Source organism: Curtobacterium sp. DN_7.5 (assembly GCF_022655355.1).
In the GTDB taxonomy this organism is placed as follows: Bacteria; Actinomycetota; Actinomycetes; order Actinomycetales; family Microbacteriaceae; genus Curtobacterium; species Curtobacterium luteum.
The window spans coordinates 3,231,523-3,248,550 of sequence record NZ_CP093378.1; the positions used below are offsets into that span (position 1 = coordinate 3,231,523).

A 17,028-nucleotide genomic window follows, 5' to 3' on the forward strand; every position below is an offset into this window, starting at 1 on the left:
TCTTTCGTCGTTCCTACCTAGGCGCTCCGCTTCACACGGAAGTCCTCCGGGCGGAGACCGCCCGGCATTGATCCACTGGGCGAGCCATCACTGCGCACTCGATACCGTCGTGCGACGCCGCATGCCGCCGCGAACTCGTGCACGTTGAAGTTGGGGTCGATGGACGCGAGCTGCTGAGCTACGACCCACATGACGTTGACCACGACGGTCTCGGTCTCTTCCGGAGACAGTTGCTTGGCGCTGCGCTTCGCGCCGTCGGTCGCTCGGTTGTGGCCTGCTCGATCGGCGCGGAACGGCGCATCTGACCAATCGTGTGCCGCGATCTCCGCGGCGAAGTCCTGCGCAACTTGGCTGAGCATGGGTCCTCCTCAGGACGCTCGGTGGTCCCTGCCGATCAGGGGCCGTGATGTAGACCGTAGCCGCGAGCGCCGACACTCCGAGCTGTGCTCAGCCGAGGGTGAGCGCGATCCCGTCCTTCAGCTGCGCGGCGGTGAACGTCTGCTCGCCGCGGTTCGTGTTGCCGACGTGGACGGAGTAGAACTTCGACGTCGGCGGGATGTCGTCGACGGAGATCGCGAACTCGCAGACTGACTGGTAGAACGCGTCTCCAGAGGGCCCGTTCTGAAGCCCGTTCGGGCTGAGCTGTCCAACCGCGATCGTCTCGCCGGCTGCGTTCGCGACGGTCACCTGCGCTCCGCTCTCGATGTCGGAGTAGCCCGCCTGCGGGACGCACGGGTTCCCGATCGTGGGGTTCCCGTCCTGCAGCGGGAGGGACGCGCTGATGTCCATCGGGACGGTGATCGTCCCGGAGGCACTGAATGGCTCCGGCGTGGGCGTGGGCGTGGCGCCGACCTGACCGTCGACCGCGCACCCGCCCAGCGCGAAGATGAGCACCGGGATCGCCAACGCAGCAGATTTCACGTCGCCGAGCGTATCCAGCGGCTCGTTGGATGAGTAGCCCTCATCCACGGGGCGCAGGCGCCACGTCGTCGCACGTTGCTCCTGCATGACAGCCCCCGCGCCCGGGCTTCGCACCGGGAACGGGGGCCATCGTGGTGAAGTCGGATCAGGGAAGCTCTTCGGCGTGCGCGAAGAGCCACATGGCGATGCTCGACACATCGTGCTCTCCTCGACCGACGGCCTTCGAGAACTCTGCTGCTTCGGTCTGCGCAACCACCAGGCGGAAGCCGTTCGCTCGAAGGAAAGCTGCAGTTGAGAACCAGGCCGTTCGCTTGTTCCCGTCGCCAAAGGCCTGGGCGCGATCAATCGCATGCAGGAGCGAGGCGGCCTGCGTCCACAAGGTTGCGTGAACGAGGTGCCCGCCGAAGCCTGACATCGGCCTCGCAACCGCACTCTCGAGCTTTCCTCGGTCGTTCAGAGCAGCTGAACTCTCACGATCGTGGTACCGGATGACCTGTGCGACCGTGAGGAAGACAGTCAAGCGTTCGCGAGAAGAGACAGAGTCTCTTCCCACTCGGCACTCACGACGTCGCCGATCGCATCCGCACTGTCGTCCGTTAGCACGAACAGACTTGTTTGACGAGTCGGACCATCCGGGTCACAGATGGCACGCTGCGTGTAGAAACTGCGCAGCGTGCCGTCGTTGAGGTGTGCTTGCGACGGCGCGGTGGGTGCGAGACTGCCGCGAGCTTCTAGCCACGGGGTGTGCTCGTGCGTCAGATCGATCAAGTCCTGGTGACCCAGCTGCCCGTAGTAGGCAAGCACTGAATCGATGATCTCGCGCTGCGCAAGTGGAAGAGAGCCGTCATACGCCGGAAGCTCATAGTGCTTCTGCATCCTGAAGAGCTCACGAACTACCGGTCCATCTGGCCACGCCTCGAACTGGTTGGGGAAGATCTTCTTCCCGGTCCATGCAAGGGACCAGGCCTGGGCGAAGTAGACGAGCTTCTGAAGCTTCTTGGTGTCGTAACGAGGAAGCTTGAGCGTCTCCTCGATGTAGCTCGCAACGGTCAGCACATCAGTCATCTCGACACCTCCCAGTCCAGGTTGTGCACCGGGTAGTCCACAACTTATCCCCAACTCGAGGGGCAGTTATCCACAGTGCTACTGGACATCATACGGAACAAGCGTCGGCGAATCACTCATGTAACCGACATACCTGACGAGGTCCCGTTGGAGATCGACGCAGCGTCAGGTCACCCACGGTGCGATCCGACGGTGCGTGACCTGCCGCCGCTCCACCCACACGTGATGCGTCCTGCCGAGGTACTGCAACTGCACATAGACGGCGAGCGGCGAAGCCTTGAACGCGAACCCGACACACTTCTCGACGCCATGCCCCTCGACGTCGATGCGGACCCACACGGGAGGGTGCGGGTCGAGCTCCTGGGCGTCCGGGTCCGGCGCCATCTCGACGATGTGCGGCATCCGCGGATCCGGATGATGGGGCGGCGACCAGCGAGACTCGGGCATGCGGGGAGCGTGGCACCGACGACCGACACGACTACCCCACAGGGTTGATTCGGTCCAAATCAACCCTGCTCGGTTGGTTCCTCCTCGAGGCACCTCGCGCAGACACGTGGGCCGTCGACGCCGACCCCTGCGTGCACCCAGATGTGAGTGGAGCACGCGGCGACCGGGCGCGCATCCTCTGGGTGTCCTGGGTAGCCGTCCTCGACGACGCGCAGCTCGACCGGCCACGTGGCGTCAGCTGCCAGGCCGAGCTCGCAGGGCTCGCACCAGATGAAGTCCACCGCGACGAACGAACCGCTCGGCTGACGCTGCCACGCCTGTTCGATCGGACGCCCGCAGGACGCGCAGAACCGATTCGCGAACGGGGCGAATCGGGCGGTCATCGCCACAACGGTAGTCGCGCCCGCTGACATCGTCCCGGCGTGCACGGTAACTCACCGCTTTCATCGAAAACCGTGCCCGCGGAGCCACGCGGGATGCGCCGGGCGGGACCGTTCCAAATGGAACGCGATCGGGGATATTGCTAAGTGGCAAATCACTCATGATCGGTCAGCCCGTGAACGGGGGTTGCGGGTTCGAGTCCCGCTGCCGGCCCTCTGCACCGACGATGCTGGCCGCGCGTGATCGCCGGGAAGACGGAGGCCCGGGCGAGTGATCGCCCGGGCCTCCGGCGTACGTGGAACACGGATCAGGGGGTGTTCCTCATCGCTCGACACGGTAACCAGCCGGTCGTGAGAAGAGGATGACACCGCACCGAAACGGAAGTCCACACTCGCGTGCCGATTGCGCGGCTTTCCGCATGGACGTCGCAGCGGGCGGTCAGCGGCCTCCCGTGATCTTCCGTTCGCGCTGCGCCACACCTGCGGTTCCGTACGGGTAGTCGTCGATCCGGGGAGCGCTGGCATCGGTCAGCCTGCGGAGTTCGGACTCGTCGAGGACGAGGTCGGCGGCACCGAGGTTGTCCTCGAGCTGCGAGACCGTCCGGGCGCCGAGGATGACGCTCGTGACGGCGGGCTGGGCGAGCAGCCAGGCGAGGGCGACCTGGGACTTCGAGGCGCCGTGCGCGTCGGCGACAGCGGCCACGGCGTCGAGGACGGCCCACGTGCGCTCGTCCCCGTTGCGGGCCTCCCAGGCCTCCATGCCGCGCTGCGGGTTCTCGCCGAGGCGGGTCGCGCCGGTGGGTGCCTCGTCGCGCTGGTACTTCCCGGACAGCCATCCGCCGGCGAGGGGCGACCACGGCAGCAGGCCGATGCCGGCGTCGAGGCAGGCGGGGACGACCTCGTGCTCGATGTCGCGGACGAGGAGGTTGTACTGCGGCTGGAGCGTCACGGGCGGCGCCCATCCGTGGCCGCGGGCCTCGTACACGGCCTTGGTGATCTGGTAGCCGAGGTAGTTCGAGAACCCGTACGACCCGATCTTGCCGGCGGACACGGCGTCGTCGAGGAAGCGCAGGGTCTCCTCGATCGGGGTGAGGGCGTCCCACGCGTGCATCTGGTACAGGTCGATCGTCTCGACGCCGAGCCGGTCGAGCGAGGCGTCGAGCGCCCGCGCGAGGTGGCGGCGGGAGAGCCCGACGTCGTTCGGCCCGTCGCCCTGGGGGAAGCGGCCCTTGGTCGCGAGGACGACCTGCTGCGCCTCGGTGGGGTGCGCCGTGAGCCAGCGCCCGATGATGCGCTCGGACTCGTTGCCCGAGTACACGTCGGCGGTGTCGACGAGCGTGCCGCCGGCCGCGACGAACGTGTCGAGCATCTGGTGGGAGGTGGGTTCGTCGGCTTCGCTGCCGAACGTCATGGTGCCGAGGGTCAGCGTCGACACCGATGTCCCGCTGTTGCCGAGGAGTCTGTAGTCCATGGCCGGGACGCTACGCCCGGAGCGCGTGGACCGAGGGGATCCACGAGTACCTGTCAGCGGCCCTCGGACAGGAACGCGATCGCCGCCTGCCGGAAGTCCCGCGACGTCGGGGCGTTGAAGTGGTTGCGCCCCGGGATCTCGAAGAACCGCGCGTCCGGTGCTGCCGCAGCGAGCCGCACCGCGCTGTCCTTGATGCCGTCCTCGCTGCCCGCCGCCATGAGCAGCGGCTGCGACGGGGCGTTCGCCGGCGTCGGCTCGATGCTGTCCCGCATCCCCTCGACCATCGCGACGAGGGCCCGGAGGTCGTTCCCCTCGACGCCCGACGCCATCGTGAGGTACCCGTTCGTCACGCGGTCCTCGATCGGGGTGCCGTCCGCGAGGAACGCCCTCGCCTGGTCGACCGCGACGCGACGCATCGGGTCGGCGTCCGGGATGCCGCCGAACACGGCCCGGGAGACCCGGTCGGGCAGCCGCTCGGCGGTGTGCCAGCCGACGCGTGCCCCGAGCGAGTAGCCGAGGTAGGCGACGTCGTCGAGCAGGTAGGTGTCGATGACACTGACGACGTCCGCGACGAGGAGCTCCATCGAGTACGCGTCGGGGTCGTGCGGCTTCGCGGACGCGCCGTGCCCGCGCTGGTCGAGCGCGACGACGCGGTACCCGGCGCGGAGCAGGTCGCGGGTCCAGCCCGACGCGTGCCAGTTGAGCAGGGCGCCGGACGCGAACCCGTGCACCGCGACGACGACCGGAGCGTCCGGGTCCCCGAAGTCGTACGTGGCGATCGGGAGGCCGTCCGGGGACATCACTGCACGGGGACGGGGCGCTTCGGGGACGAGTGACATGGCGACCCCAGGCTAGCGGGGCACTGTGGTCGCCATGGACGGCTACGGAGCGGACCAGATCCGGGCGGCGGAGCGGCCGCACCTCGACGCGGGCGAACCCCTCATGCAGCGCGCGGCCGACGGGCTCGCCCGGGTCGTCGCGGACCTCCTCGACGACCCCGCCGTGCGACCGGGTGACGGACCGGGTTCGGTCCTGCTGCTGGTCGGGAGCGGCGACAACGGCGGTGACGCGCTGTTCGCGGGTGCGCGGCTGGCGTCGGCCGGGAGGCGCGTGGCGGTGCTGCGCGTCGGCTCACGCGTCCACGAGGCGGGCCTGGCAGCGGCGCTGGACGCCGGGGCGCGCCTCCTGGCGGGTCCCGGTGACAGCGGATCCACCGGGACGGACGCGGGTGCTGCGGACATCCTGCGCGCCGCGGTGCCGGACGAGGGCGGCCGCCTCGCGGCGGTCGCCGCGGAGGCGGCGCTCGACGCCGACCTCGTGCTCGACGGGATCCTGGGCATCGGGGCGTCCGGTCCCCTGCGCTCCCCCGCCCGGGAGGTCGTGGACGCGCTGCGGGAACTCGCCCGCGACCAGCGGGCCCCGTTCGTCGTGGCTGTCGACGTGCCGAGCGGCATCGACGTCGACACGGGCGGTGTCGCGGACGAGCACGTGCTGCACGCCGACGTGACCGTCACCTTCGGCGGGGTCAAGGCAGGGCTGTTGGTCGGCCCCGCGGCGACCCTCGCCGGCCGGATCGAGCTCGTCGACGTCGGGATCGCCGCGGACCTCGCGGGCGTGGAGCCACTGGTCCGTACCTGACCCGGACGGTCAGGAGGCGCCGGCGTCCACTCCGTGCACCACGTCGGGGCGCGCCTCGAGCCAGGTGTCGACGAAGTGCCGGTAGTTCGCCGCGATGAGCCGCTCGGCCGCCTCGTGGTCGAGCCCCTGCTGCACGACGTCGTCGAGCGCGTCCTGCCAGTTGCTCCGGCCGATGGCGAAGCCGACGAAGCCGTCGACCGGCGCCGCGACCCGGAGCCAGTGGTCGAGCTGCTCCTCGGGGGCGTCCCGTCCGAGCACGATGCACTGCACGCCGTCGCGCCCACCGGCCCGGACCGCGGCGACGACGCGCTCGGCGTCCTCGGAGCGGTCGAGACCCTCGAGCTTCCACACGTCCGGCTCGACGCCGTGCTCCTGCAGGTACCCGACGACCTCGACGACGAGCCCGGGGCGAACGTCGCGGTCGTAGTCGTCCGCGGCTGCCTGCTGTTCGTCGGTGCCCGGCACGAGCAGCTCGACCAGGAACGCCCGACCGGCCCCGTGCAGGGTGCGGGAGACCTCGGCGAGACGCTCCGCCTGCGCCGCACGGTCGTCGGCGTCGAACGCGGGGTTGTCCCGGACGAGGACCTTCACGAAGTCGGGGTCGAACGCGTCGACGTGCGCGGTCCAGTCGTCGCCGTACTCGAGCTCGAACCAGTCGCGGCCGGAGCGCTCGATCGGCATGGCGAGCTGGAGCCCTGCCTCCCGGACGAGCCGGGCGACGTCGGCGCCGTACCGCTCGTCCACGAGGACGCCGGTCCGGTCCCGTGACGCCCCGGCGGCGAGGGCGCCGAGGAGACCGCGGTAGACGAGCTGCTTGCCGGCCCGGACGCGTTCGGCGTCGGCCTCGTCGGCGGGCTCGCCGGAATCGTCGCCGTAGGTGTGCTCCAGGAGCGAGGACCGCTGGTCCATCGCGAGGAGGAAGAGGGGGTGCTGTTCGTCGAGGTCGGCCATGCCGCCATGCTGCTCGCGACCCCTCGATGCCCGCTCAGTGGGCGCACCCCGCCCGGTGTGAGCACCGCGCTGCCGCCGTCCGTACATTCGGGGCATGACGTTCAACGACGACTCGCAGCTGTCCGGCGGCAGGGTCAAGCGGCGCGGGCGCACGGCCGCGGTGGGTGGCGGGGCGCTCGGTGTCGGCGCGATCGTGGTGTTCCTGATCGCGCAGTTCACCGGGGTGGACCTGTCCGGGGTGCTCGGCGGCGGCAGCGGCGTCACGACGATCCAGCAGGGCGGCGACACCGTGGACGCCGCGCCCGAGTGCCGGACCGGCCGGGACGCGAACGCCTCGGTGGAGTGCCGGATGGAGGGGGCCGCCGAGTCGCTCGACGCGTACTGGTCGGCGGAGGCGCCGAAGCTCGGGGCCTCGTACACGAGGCCGGACTTCTACCTCTTCCAGGACTCGACCGACACGGGCTGCGGGACGGCGTCGTCCGCGACCGGGCCGTTCTACTGCCCGCCGGACCGCGCGCTGTACGTCGACACGTCGTTCTACGACGAGCTCCAGTCGCGGTACGGGTCGTCGGGCGGACCGCTCGCGCAGATGTACGTCGTCGCGCACGAGTGGGGCCACCACGTGCAGCAGCTGCAGGGCACGTTCGCCGACACGGACCGGTCGGGCACCGGCGCGACCTCGGGCAGTGTCCGCGTCGAGCTCCAAGCCGACTGCTACGCGGGCGCTTGGGTCGGCGATGCTGCGAACACCGAGGACGCGAACGGGCAGACCTTCTTCGAGCCGATCACCCGGTCACAGATCGACGACGCGCTGTCCGCGGCGAGCGCCGTGGGCGACGACAGCATCCAGCGGCGGGCGACCGGCTCGGTGGACCCCGACTCGTTCACGCACGGGTCGAGCGAGCAGCGCCAGCGGTGGTTCCTCCGCGGCTACCAGCAGGGCGCGACGTCGTGCGACACCCTCAGCGTGCCCGGCTCGGCCCTCTGACCGTGTCCGGCTGGGCCCGCTGAGCCCGGCGGTCAGTCGGAGCTGGCGCTGGCCGACGGGGTCGGCGTCGGCGTCGGCGTCGGGGTCGGCGTCGTGGTGGCGTCGGTCGACCCGGCCGCGCTGAGCACGAACGTCCGGAAGTCGTCGTTCGTGATCGGGTCGGTGAGCTGGTACTGCTGCCCGTTCACGAGCACGAGCGGCGTGCCCGGGAAGCTCGTCAGGTCGGTCCCCGGGATCTTCCCGTCGGAGACGTCGTTCGTGCGCTCGGTCACCCAGCGCGCGTAGGTCTGGTCGCGGATGCAGTCGGCGATCGCCCGCTGGTCGCGCACGCCGTCGACGCTGCGGACGACGCTCACGAGGTCGGCGTCGCTGAGGCCCGCGGTGCCCTCCTCGGGCTGCTCGGCGAACAGGGCGGTGTTGAACGCGAAGAACTGGTCCGGCGAACGGTCCGCGACGCACGCGGCTGCGTTCGCGGCCCGGAGCGAGTACTTCGTGCCCTGCGAGCGGTTCGCCAGGATCGCCACCGGGTGGATGTCGACCGTGGCGGCACCGGAGTCGACGAGGCCCTGGATGTACTCGCCGTTCGCCTTCTCGAACTGCCCGCACGTCGGGCAGAGGTAGTCGATGTAGGTCGTGATGTGCACCGTGCCGGAGCCGTCCGACGACGATGCGGACGGGGTGGCGCCGGTGGTCTGCGCCTTCAGGCCCTGCCCGATCGTGATGCCGCCCTGCGACATGTTCGATGGCCCGGGGCCTGCCGGCCGTGCCGAGTCGACGAGGACGAGCGTGACGATGGTGGCCGCTGCGAGGAGCACGACGCCGATGCCGATCTGGATGCCGAGCCTCGTCCCGCGCTGCCGACGCTTCTGCCGGGTGCGGTGCCGCTGCGCGCGCTGCCGGGCAGCCTCGCGGCGGTGGTTCCGACCGGCGGCTGCCCGCGCGGCACGATCAGCGGCTGCACGCTCGGGGCGGGCGTCACCCTCGGGGCGGTTGGTCATCGGTGTGGAGTCCTCCTGATCGGGTGTCCGCACGCTCCGCGCCCCCACTCGGCGGACGGACCCGGCGATTGTAGTGGGCTGCTCTGGGAACCACCCAACCAGCCGGGAACCACTGGCGCTCCACGGGGAAGTCGTGTTGTATGAGCACCGATGGTCGACGGCGACCATCCGGGGCCCCCACGGGCAACCGCTTCACTACGGATCGTCCGGCACGTACCTGCCGGTGAAGGAAGGATCGAACGCTCATGGCGTCCGTCACCTACGACAAGGCAACCCGTCTCTACCCCGGAGGCACCCGCCCCGCGGTCGACTCCCTCGACCTGGACGTCGCCGACGGCGAGTTCCTCGTCCTCGTCGGCCCGTCGGGCTGTGGCAAGTCGACCTCGCTCCGCATGCTCGCGGGGCTCGAGGAGGTCAACTCCGGCGCGATCCGCATCGGCGAGCGCGACGTCACCGACGTCCCGCCGAAGGACCGCGACATCGCGATGGTCTTCCAGAACTACGCGCTGTACCCGCACATGACCGTCGCCGAGAACATGGGCTTCGCGCTCAAGATCGCCGGTGTCGGCAAGGAAGAGCGCGCCACCCGCGTGCAGGAGGCTGCGAAGCTCCTCGACCTCGAGCAGTACCTCGGCCGCAAGCCGAAGGCGCTCTCCGGTGGTCAGCGTCAGCGCGTCGCGATGGGCCGCGCGATCGTCCGTCAGCCGCAGGTGTTCCTCATGGACGAGCCGCTGTCGAACCTCGACGCCAAGCTCCGCGTCCAGACCCGCACCCAGATCGCCTCGCTGCAGCGCCGCCTCGGTGTCACCACGGTCTACGTCACGCACGACCAGACCGAGGCCCTCACCATGGGTGACCGCATCGCGGTGCTCAAGGACGGCATCCTCCAGCAGGTCGGCTCCCCGCGCGACCTCTACGAGAAGCCGAACAACGTGTTCGTCGCCGGCTTCATCGGCTCGCCAGCCATGAACCTGCTGCCGGCCGACGTGGTCGAGGGCGGCATCAAGTTCGGCACGCTGAACCACCCGATCGACCGCGACACGCTGTCGAACGCCCGCTCCGGCAACATCACGGTCGGCATCCGCCCCGAGGACGTCATCGTCTCGAGCTCGGGCGAGGGGCTGCCGGTCACGGTCGACGTCGTCGAGGAGCTCGGCGCCGACGGCTACCTGTACGGTCACGCCGACGTGAACGGCCAGCGCACCGACATCGTCGCGCGCGTCGACGGTCGTTCGCACCCCTCGATCGGCGACACGATCGTCATCTCGCCGAAGCAGGGCCACGTCCACGCCTTCGACACCGAGTCGGGCGACCGCCTCGACGACAAGGCCGTCGTCAGCGCCTGACGCTGGAACAGACGAACAGGAGGCGCGGTGCCAGCTGGCACCGCGCCTCCCGTCTGTCAGACTGCCGAACGGAAGCAGACTGCGCGACCGACGCAACGTGCCGGACCGACGCAGTCTGCGGGACCGACGCAGTCTGCGGGACCGACGCAGCCCGCCGAACCGACGCAGCCACCGCACGACCAGGAGCCAACCGTGCCCGACTCCCTCGCCATCACCGCAGCCACCGTCGACCCGGGCCTCCTCGACCTGCCGTGGGACCAACCGCTCGAGGACTGGCCGGACGACGTCATCGTCGCGCTGCCGAAGGGCATCTCGCGACACCTGGTGCGTTTCGTGCACCTCAGCGGGTACGTCGCCGCGGTGAAGGAGACCGGGGAAGAGGTCGCGCGCGCCGAGTACGAGATGCTCCGCACGTTGCAGCGCATGGACGTCCCGTGCGTGGACCCGGTCGCGGTCATCACGAACCGCGTCGACGCGGACGGCGAACCCCTGCACCCGGTGCTCGTCACCCGGCACCTCCGCTTCTCGCTGCCGTACCGCGCGCTCTACTCCCAGACGCTCCGCCCGGAGACCGCGACCCGACTCGTCGACGCCCTCGCCCTGCTGCTCGTGCGCCTGCACGTCATCGGGTTCTACTGGGGCGACGTCTCGCTCTCGAACACGCTCTTCCGCCGCGACGCCGGGGCCTTCGCCGCCTACCTCGTCGACGCCGAGACCGGCAAGCTCTACCCCGGCGGCCTGTCGAACGGGCAGCGCGAGAACGACCTCGAGGTCGCCCGCGTCAACATCGCCGGCGAGCTGCTGGACCTCGAGGCCGGTGGTCGCCTCGACGAGAACGCCGACGCGGTCGACGTCTCGAACCGGATCGTGGCGCAGTACCGGACGCTCTGGAAGGAGCTGACGGGTACCGAGCAGTTCGACATCAAGGAGCGCTGGCGCATCAACGACCGGGTCGAGCGGCTCAACGCCCTCGGCTTCGACATCGAGGAGCTCTCGATCCACACGACCGAGGGCGGTTCACAGGTGCGCATCCAGCCCAAGGTGGTGGACGCCGGGCACCACCAGCGACGGCTGCTCCGCCTCACCGGTCTCGACGCCGGTGAGAACCAGGCCCGGCGCCTGCTCAACGACCTCGACTCGTACCGTGCACGCAACGGCCGCGAGGCCCTCGACGAGGAGATGGTCGCGCACGAGTGGGTCTCGCGGGTGTTCGAGCCCGTCGTCCGGTCGATCCCGCGCGACCTCCGCGGACGGCTGGAGCCCGCCGAGGTCTTCCACGAGCTGCTCGAACACCGCTGGTTCATGTCGCAGGCCGAGGAACGGTCGGTGTCGCTGCCCGAGGCCACGACCGCATACATCAACGACGTGCTGCGGCACCGGCGGGACGAGCGGCTGCTCATCAACCCGCCGACTTCCTCGATGACGCTACCGATCCCGGTGTCGCTCGACGACGACGTCGACGCGGACGAGGACGTGGAGGACTGGCGCGCGGGCGTCTGACGCGGTCCCCGGTCGGTCACGGCACCCCGCCGGGTGGCCGCGGACCGCTCACGACCGTCGCCTGCGGCGTCGCTCAGCGGACCCCTCGTGACCACACGACCGACACCGGCCGACGGGTCGTGACCCGAGGGGTTCGGGAGTGCGACCGCCTCGGAGGCCCGGGGGCGTCCCGGAGACCGGCGCCGGCCGTCCGGACCGCCACACCTCCACCGCCGGTGGTGATGTCGGACGTCGAGCGGTCGCAACACCCCGACAGACGCACGTCCGCCGGTCACGAACCGTCGCCTGCGGGGTGGCGCAGCGACGACTCGCGACCGTGCGGCGGGCATCATCCGACGTGTCGTGACCCCGCCGGCTCCGTGCGGGTCGCTACGCGGCGCGACGACGCCGCGCGACCTCCCACAGGGTCACGCTCGCCGCGATGCCCGCGTTGAGCGACTCGGTCGCGCTCGAGATCGGGATCGACACGATGGCGTCGCAGGTCTCGGTGACCAGGCGCGACAGCCCCTTGCCCTCCGAGCCGACGACGATCACGATCGGGCGGTCGGCGAGCTCGAGGCCGTCGAGTTCCACGTCGCCGTCGCCGTCGAGTCCGAGGACGAAGAGGCCCATCGACTTGAGCGACTTGAGCGTCTGGGTCAGGTTCGGCGCCATCGCGACCGGGGTGCGGGCCGCGGCACCGGCGGAGGTCTTCCACGCGCTCGCGGTCACACCGACCGAACGACGCTGGGGCACGATGACGCCGTGCCCGCCGAACGCCGCGGTGGAGCGGATGATGGCACCGAGGTTCCGCGGGTCGGTGATGCCGTCGAGGGCGACCATGAGCGGGACCTCGTCCTTCGCGAACGCCCGCTCGACGATGTCCTCGGACACCGCGTACTCGTACGCGGGGACCTTGAGCGCGACGCCCTGGTGCACGCTGTCGTGCCCGGTGATGCGGTCCAGCTCCGGCCGCATCAGCTCGATGATGGGCACGCCGCGGTGGTTGGCGAGCGCGAGGATCTCCTTGACGCGGTCGTCGACCTCGATGCGGGACGCGATGTAGAGCGTCGTCGACGGCGTCTTCGTGCGCAGCGCCTCGAGCACGGAGTTGCGCCCGGTGACCAGCTCGGAGTCGTCGCTCTTGCGCTGCGGCGGACGACCGGTCCGCTGCTGCGGGGCGCTCGAGGCACCGTGACGACCACGGGCCGCCTCTAGCCGCTCCTTGGCGGCCTTGCGCTTGCCGGCCGGGTGGTACGGACGGTCCTCGGCCTTCGGGGTGGGCTTGCGCCCCTCGAGCGCCTGGGCGCCCTGTCCGCCGGAGCCGACCTGCTTGTTGCCCTTGCGGCCGGACCGGACGGCGCCCGGACGGCCCTTCTTGCTCCCGGAAACGTTCTTCATGCTCAGCTCCTGTTCGGCACGGCCGTGGTCAGGCGATGCTCCAGCGTGTACCCGCTGCGGTGTCCTCGATGGTGATGCCCGCGGCGGCGAGGTCGTCACGCACGCGGTCGGCCGTCGCGAAGTCCCGTGCGGCCCGGGCGTCGGCGCGCTCCTGCACGAGGCGTTCGACGAGGGCTGCGAGCGGGGCGGCCGAGGGGTCCTGACCGCCGCTCGACCAGTGGGCCGCTCGCGGGTCGATGCCGAGCACCTCCACCATCGCGGCCACCTGATGGTACGCGAGACCGAGCGCTTCCGCATCGTCGGCGTCGAGGGCGGCGTTCCCGGCGCGGACCGTCTCGTGCAGCACGGCGAGCGCCTGGGGCACCGAGAGGTCGTCGTCCATCGCGGCCGCGAAGGTCTCGGGGACGGCGGGGGCGTCGCGGAGCGGGATCCCCTCGAGCCGGGGTTCCGCACGGGTCAGGAAGCCCTCGATGCGGTCGTACGCCGCCTCGGCCTCGGCCAGGGAACCGGCGTGGTGGTCGATCGACGAGCGGTAGTGCGCCGCGCCGAGGAAGTACCGCACGACCTCGGGTCGCGCGGAACCGAGGAAGTCCGCCGCGAAGATCGAGTTGCCGAGCGACTTCGACATCTTCTGACCGTCGACGGTCACGAGTCCGTTGTGCAGCCAGTACGTCGCGAACGGGTCACCCGCGGCGGTCGACTGCGCGAGCTCGTTCTCGTGGTGCGGGAACCGGAGGTCGAGGCCGCCACCGTGGATGTCGAACGCCGGACCGAGGTAGCGCCGGCTCATCGCCGAGCACTCGATGTGCCAGCCCGGTCGACCGGGACCCCACGGGCTGTCCCACACGGCGGTGTCGGGCTCGCCGGTCTTGCGGCCCTTCCAGAGCGCGAAGTCGCGCGGGTCCCGCTTGCCGCGGGGGTCGGCGTCGGCAGCGTCGACCATGTCCTCGCGGCGCTGCCGGGTGAGGGCGCCGTAGGACTCCCAGCTGCCGGTGTCGAAGTAGACGTCCCCGGAGCCGTCCTGTGCGGCGTAGGCGTGGCCGCGCTCGATCAGGCGCTCGATGATCTCGTGCATCTGCGGCACGCTCGCGGTCGCCCGGGGTTCGTAGGTCGGCGGCAGGATCCCGAGCGCGCGGTAGGCGGCCGTGAACTCGAGCTCGACGCGGTACGCACGGGCGAACCACGCCTCGTCGGTGCCCGCGGCCAGGTCGAGCACCTTGTCGTCGATGTCGGTGACGTTCCGGACGAGGGTGACCGAGTAGCCGCGGTACGTCAGCCACCGACGCCAGACGTCGTAGACGAGCGCCGAGCGCAGGTGGCCGATGTGCGGCGACGACTGCACCGTGGGACCACAGACGTAGACGCTCACGTGTCCGTCGACCAGGGGCACGAGGTCGACGACGGCGGCGGCGCGGGAGTCGTAGAGGCGAACGGTCACGCTCCAAGACTAGGGCGCGGCCGGTGCCGCGGTCCGTCAGACCGGCCGGACGACGGCGGTCGCGATCGCCGCGAGGCCCTCGCCGCGGCCGGTGAACCCGAGGCCGTCGGTGGTCGTGCCGGACACCGCGACCGGCGCTCCGACGACGGCGGCCAGTGCGTCCTGCATCTCCGTGCGCCGAGCGCCGATGCGCGGGCGGTTCCCGACGACCTGCACGGTCACGGACACGGGTGCGAGTCCGGCCTCGGCGAGCAGCGACACCGCACCCCGCACGAAGACGCCTCCGGCGGCTCCGGCGTACCGCGGGTCGGCGGTGCCGAAGCGGCCGCCGATGTCGCCCAGGCCGCCGGCGGAGAGCAGGGCGTCGCACACGGCGTGCGCCACCGCGTCGCCGTCGCTGTGCCCCGAGAGGCCGGGTTCGCCCGGGAAGTCGAGCAGCCCGACGCGGCACGGTGACCCCGCGTCGAACGCGTGCACGTCGACCCCGAGGCCGATCCGCACGGCGGGGCCGTCGGCGCCGTTCCGTGCCCGGACGATCGACTCGGCCCGGCCGAGGTCCCAGCGGGTGGTGACCTTGAACGCGTCCGCGTCGCCCGGGACGGACCGGACCGTGCGTCCGGCCGCCTGGAACACCCCGGCGTCGTCGGTCTCGGACCGCGCCGAGACCGCGTACGCCTGCCGGAGCGCCGCGAGCGGGAAGCCCTGCGGGGTCTGGACACCGACGAGCGCCGAGCGGTCGACGGTCTCGCGCACGACGTCTCCGTCGACGCGCTTCACGGTGTCCACGACCGGCAGCGCGGGGACGACGCCGTCACCCGACGTCTCCACGGCGTCGAACACGCGCTCGAACTGCGACGCGGGCGTCAGGCAGCGTGCGGCGTCGTGCACCAGCACGACGTCGACGGAGTCGGGCAGCGCTGCCAGGCCGGCCTGGACCGACGCGTGGCGATCCGTGCCTCCCGGGACGACCGCCGTGTACGGCACCGCGGCCCCGGCGGCCGTGGCGACCACCTGACGGCACTCGTCGAGCCGGTCCGCAGGGGCGACCACCACGACCAGGGTCGGCAGCGCCAGGGTGAAGAGCGGCTCGAGGGCACGGGCGAGCATGAGCGAGCCGGCGACCGGCACGAACGCCTTCGCCGTGCCGATGCCCAGTCGCGTCCCGGACCCGGCCGCGACGACGACGACCGCCCTGCTCACCCCGGAGGGGAGCAGAGCGGTCGTCGTGGCGTCCAGTGGTCCGGACGCGCTAGGAGGCGAGGACCTCGTCGAGGACGGTCGATGCCTTGTCCTCGTCGGTCTTCTCGGCCAGCGCGAGCTCGGAGATCAGGATCTGCCGGGCCTTCGCGAGCATGCGCTTCTCGCCCGCGGAGAGCCCGCGGTCCTGGTCGCGACGCCAGAGGTCGCGGACGACCTCGGAGACCTTGATCACGTCGCCGGAAGCGAGCTTCTCGAGGTTCGCCTTGTACCGGCGCGACCAGTTGGTGGGTTCCTCGGTGAACGGTGCGCGGAGGACCTCGAACACCTTGTCGAGCCCTTCCTTGCCGATCACGTCGCGCACGCCGACCAGGTCGACGTTGTCCGCCGGGACCTCGATCGTCAGGTCACCCTGCGTCACACGCAGCTTCAGGTAGACCTTTTCCTCGCCCTTGATGACGCGCGTCTTCACTTCAGAGATGGTTGCCGCCCCGTGATGGGGGTAGACCACGGTCTCGCCGACCTCGAATTGCATGTATCAGGCTCCGTTCCGAGACGCCCAGTTTACCACAAGGGGTGTTCGGGTAAGGGGCCGCTGGGCACTCGCCCTCCCAGGTGATCGCTAGAATGGGGTCGGACCGTCCGGTCCCCAAACGTGATCTTCCGGAGGATTCTCTTGCGAGCTCGGGTACTCGTGTCCGTCGCCGTTGCGGCAACCATCGCGCTCGGCGCCACCGGCTGCGAGTTCGTCTCGCCGGTCGGCACGGCGGAGATCCAGCAGGTCACCGACGGCGTCAACGGCCGCACGGGCTCGATCGACATCCGGAACGCGCTGCTCATCTCGGACGACGGCGAGCAGGCCCGGTTCATCGGCACGCTCGTGAACAGCTCCGACTCGGACGACGCCACGCTCTCGATCGAGGTCGGTGGCGACACCCAGACCGTCGACGTGCCCGCGAACTCCCGCGTCGACCTGGCCGCCCCGAGCGCTTCGTCCACGCCGACCCCGACGCGCGGCGCCGAGACGAACGGCGACCGCACCCAGGGCACGACCCCGGCCGCCGGCGACGACGTCGTGTTCGAGCAGGCCGACGTCACGCCGGGCTCGCTCGTCAAGGTCTACTTCTCGTACTCGGGCTCCGAGGGCGTCTCGCTCAACGTGCCGGTCCTGACCACCTCGCAGGAGGAGTACACGACGCTCGCCCCGACGCCCGCGGCGTCCGAGACCCCCAGCGGCGAGACGACCACCGGCGAGGCCACCGGCGACGCGACGGACACCCCGATCAACCCGTAGCGCACAGCGCGCAG

At 70.7% G+C, this 17,028-nt stretch carries 18 protein-coding genes; 5 read left to right on the plus strand and 13 right to left on the minus strand.

Features of this window, described 5'->3' with window-relative positions:
* Positions 1-17 precede the first annotated feature (17 nt).
* The 7 genes from MON03_RS15165 to MON03_RS15195 form a co-directional block, all read right to left on the minus strand.
* Positions 18-359: a hypothetical protein gene (locus MON03_RS15165; protein ID WP_242089276.1), complete on the minus strand. Its 342-nt coding sequence runs from the start codon at positions 357-359 to the stop codon at positions 18-20.
* Positions 360-447: 88 nt separating this feature from the next.
* Positions 448-921: a hypothetical protein gene (locus MON03_RS15170; RefSeq protein WP_242089278.1), complete on the minus strand. Its 474-nt coding sequence runs from the start codon at positions 919-921 to the stop codon at positions 448-450.
* 145 nt (positions 922-1,066) lie between these two features.
* On the minus strand, positions 1,067-1,474 hold the full coding sequence (locus MON03_RS15175; RefSeq protein WP_350355058.1) for a type II toxin-antitoxin system death-on-curing family toxin: 408 nt from the start codon (positions 1,472-1,474) through the stop codon (positions 1,067-1,069).
* On the minus strand, positions 1,438-1,986 hold the full coding sequence (locus tag MON03_RS15180; protein ID WP_242089282.1) for a Panacea domain-containing protein: 549 nt from the start codon (positions 1,984-1,986) through the stop codon (positions 1,438-1,440). Before MON03_RS15180 ends, MON03_RS15175 begins: the two co-directional genes overlap by 37 nt.
* A 165-nt stretch (positions 1,987-2,151) precedes the next feature.
* Positions 2,152-2,388, minus strand: coding sequence for a hypothetical protein (locus MON03_RS15185; protein WP_242089284.1), 237 nt, complete (start codon positions 2,386-2,388; stop codon positions 2,152-2,154).
* Positions 2,389-3,252: 864 nt separating this feature from the next.
* A complete protein-coding gene (locus tag MON03_RS15190) occupies positions 3,253-4,284 on the minus strand; it encodes an aldo/keto reductase (protein WP_242089286.1) in 1,032 nt (343 codons plus the stop codon).
* A 53-nt stretch (positions 4,285-4,337) separates the two neighbouring features.
* Positions 4,338-5,123, minus strand: a complete 786-nt coding sequence (locus MON03_RS15195; protein WP_242089288.1) for an alpha/beta fold hydrolase — start codon at positions 5,121-5,123, stop codon at positions 4,338-4,340.
* Between the two features lie 34 nt (positions 5,124-5,157).
* Between MON03_RS15195 and MON03_RS15200 the strand changes: the two genes are divergently transcribed.
* Positions 5,158-5,922, plus strand: a complete 765-nt coding sequence (locus MON03_RS15200; protein ID WP_242089289.1) for an NAD(P)H-hydrate epimerase — start codon at positions 5,158-5,160, stop codon at positions 5,920-5,922.
* Positions 5,923-5,931: 9 nt separating this feature from the next.
* Here MON03_RS15200 and MON03_RS15205 read toward each other — a convergent pair whose 3' ends face one another.
* Complete coding sequence (locus tag MON03_RS15205) at positions 5,932-6,873, minus strand: 2-deoxy-5-keto-D-gluconate 6-phosphate aldolase domain-containing protein (protein ID WP_175327656.1); 942 nt, start codon at positions 6,871-6,873, stop codon at positions 5,932-5,934.
* 94 nt (positions 6,874-6,967) lie between these two features.
* Between MON03_RS15205 and ypfJ the strand changes: the two genes are divergently transcribed.
* Positions 6,968-7,861 (plus strand): KPN_02809 family neutral zinc metallopeptidase, encoded by an 894-nt coding sequence (gene ypfJ, locus MON03_RS15210; protein WP_242089292.1) that lies wholly within the window; start codon positions 6,968-6,970, stop codon positions 7,859-7,861.
* A gap of 32 nt (positions 7,862-7,893) precedes the next feature.
* Here the strand turns inward: ypfJ and MON03_RS15215 are convergent, their stop codons facing one another.
* Complete coding sequence (locus tag MON03_RS15215) at positions 7,894-8,859, minus strand: DsbA family protein (RefSeq protein WP_242089294.1); 966 nt, start codon at positions 8,857-8,859, stop codon at positions 7,894-7,896.
* Between the two features lie 245 nt (positions 8,860-9,104).
* Here MON03_RS15215 and MON03_RS15220 point away from each other — a divergent pair, with 245 nt between their 5' ends.
* Both MON03_RS15220 and MON03_RS15225 read left to right on the plus strand, forming a co-directional pair.
* Positions 9,105-10,205 (plus strand): ABC transporter ATP-binding protein, encoded by a 1,101-nt coding sequence (locus MON03_RS15220; protein WP_022903451.1) that lies wholly within the window; start codon positions 9,105-9,107, stop codon positions 10,203-10,205.
* Between the two features lie 192 nt (positions 10,206-10,397).
* Positions 10,398-11,705, plus strand: a complete 1,308-nt coding sequence (locus MON03_RS15225) for a DUF4032 domain-containing protein (RefSeq protein WP_031273365.1) — start codon at positions 10,398-10,400, stop codon at positions 11,703-11,705.
* A 369-nt stretch (positions 11,706-12,074) separates the two neighbouring features.
* On the opposite strand, the gene rlmB is transcribed toward MON03_RS15225, so the two are convergent.
* From rlmB to MON03_RS15245, 4 genes are read right to left on the minus strand one after another with little or no spacing between them, the layout of a single operon-like run.
* Positions 12,075-13,085, minus strand: coding sequence for a 23S rRNA (guanosine(2251)-2'-O)-methyltransferase RlmB (gene rlmB / locus MON03_RS15230; RefSeq protein ID WP_058726170.1), 1,011 nt, complete (start codon positions 13,083-13,085; stop codon positions 12,075-12,077).
* A gap of 28 nt (positions 13,086-13,113) precedes the next feature.
* Entirely contained in the window at positions 13,114-14,523 is a 1,410-nt protein-coding gene (cysS, locus tag MON03_RS15235) for a cysteine--tRNA ligase (RefSeq protein ID WP_242089296.1), read from the minus strand.
* Between the two features lie 36 nt (positions 14,524-14,559).
* Positions 14,560-15,759, minus strand: a complete 1,200-nt coding sequence (ispD, locus tag MON03_RS15240; RefSeq protein WP_502798702.1) for a 2-C-methyl-D-erythritol 4-phosphate cytidylyltransferase — start codon at positions 15,757-15,759, stop codon at positions 14,560-14,562.
* A gap of 13 nt (positions 15,760-15,772) precedes the next feature.
* A complete protein-coding gene (locus MON03_RS15245) occupies positions 15,773-16,255 on the minus strand; it encodes a CarD family transcriptional regulator (RefSeq protein ID WP_017888066.1) in 483 nt (160 codons plus the stop codon).
* Positions 16,256-16,414: 159 nt separating this feature from the next.
* On the opposite strand from MON03_RS15245, the gene MON03_RS15250 reads away from it, so the two are divergent.
* Positions 16,415-17,014, plus strand: coding sequence for a hypothetical protein (locus MON03_RS15250; RefSeq protein WP_242089298.1), 600 nt, complete (start codon positions 16,415-16,417; stop codon positions 17,012-17,014).
* Positions 17,015-17,028: the final 14 nt, after the last annotated feature.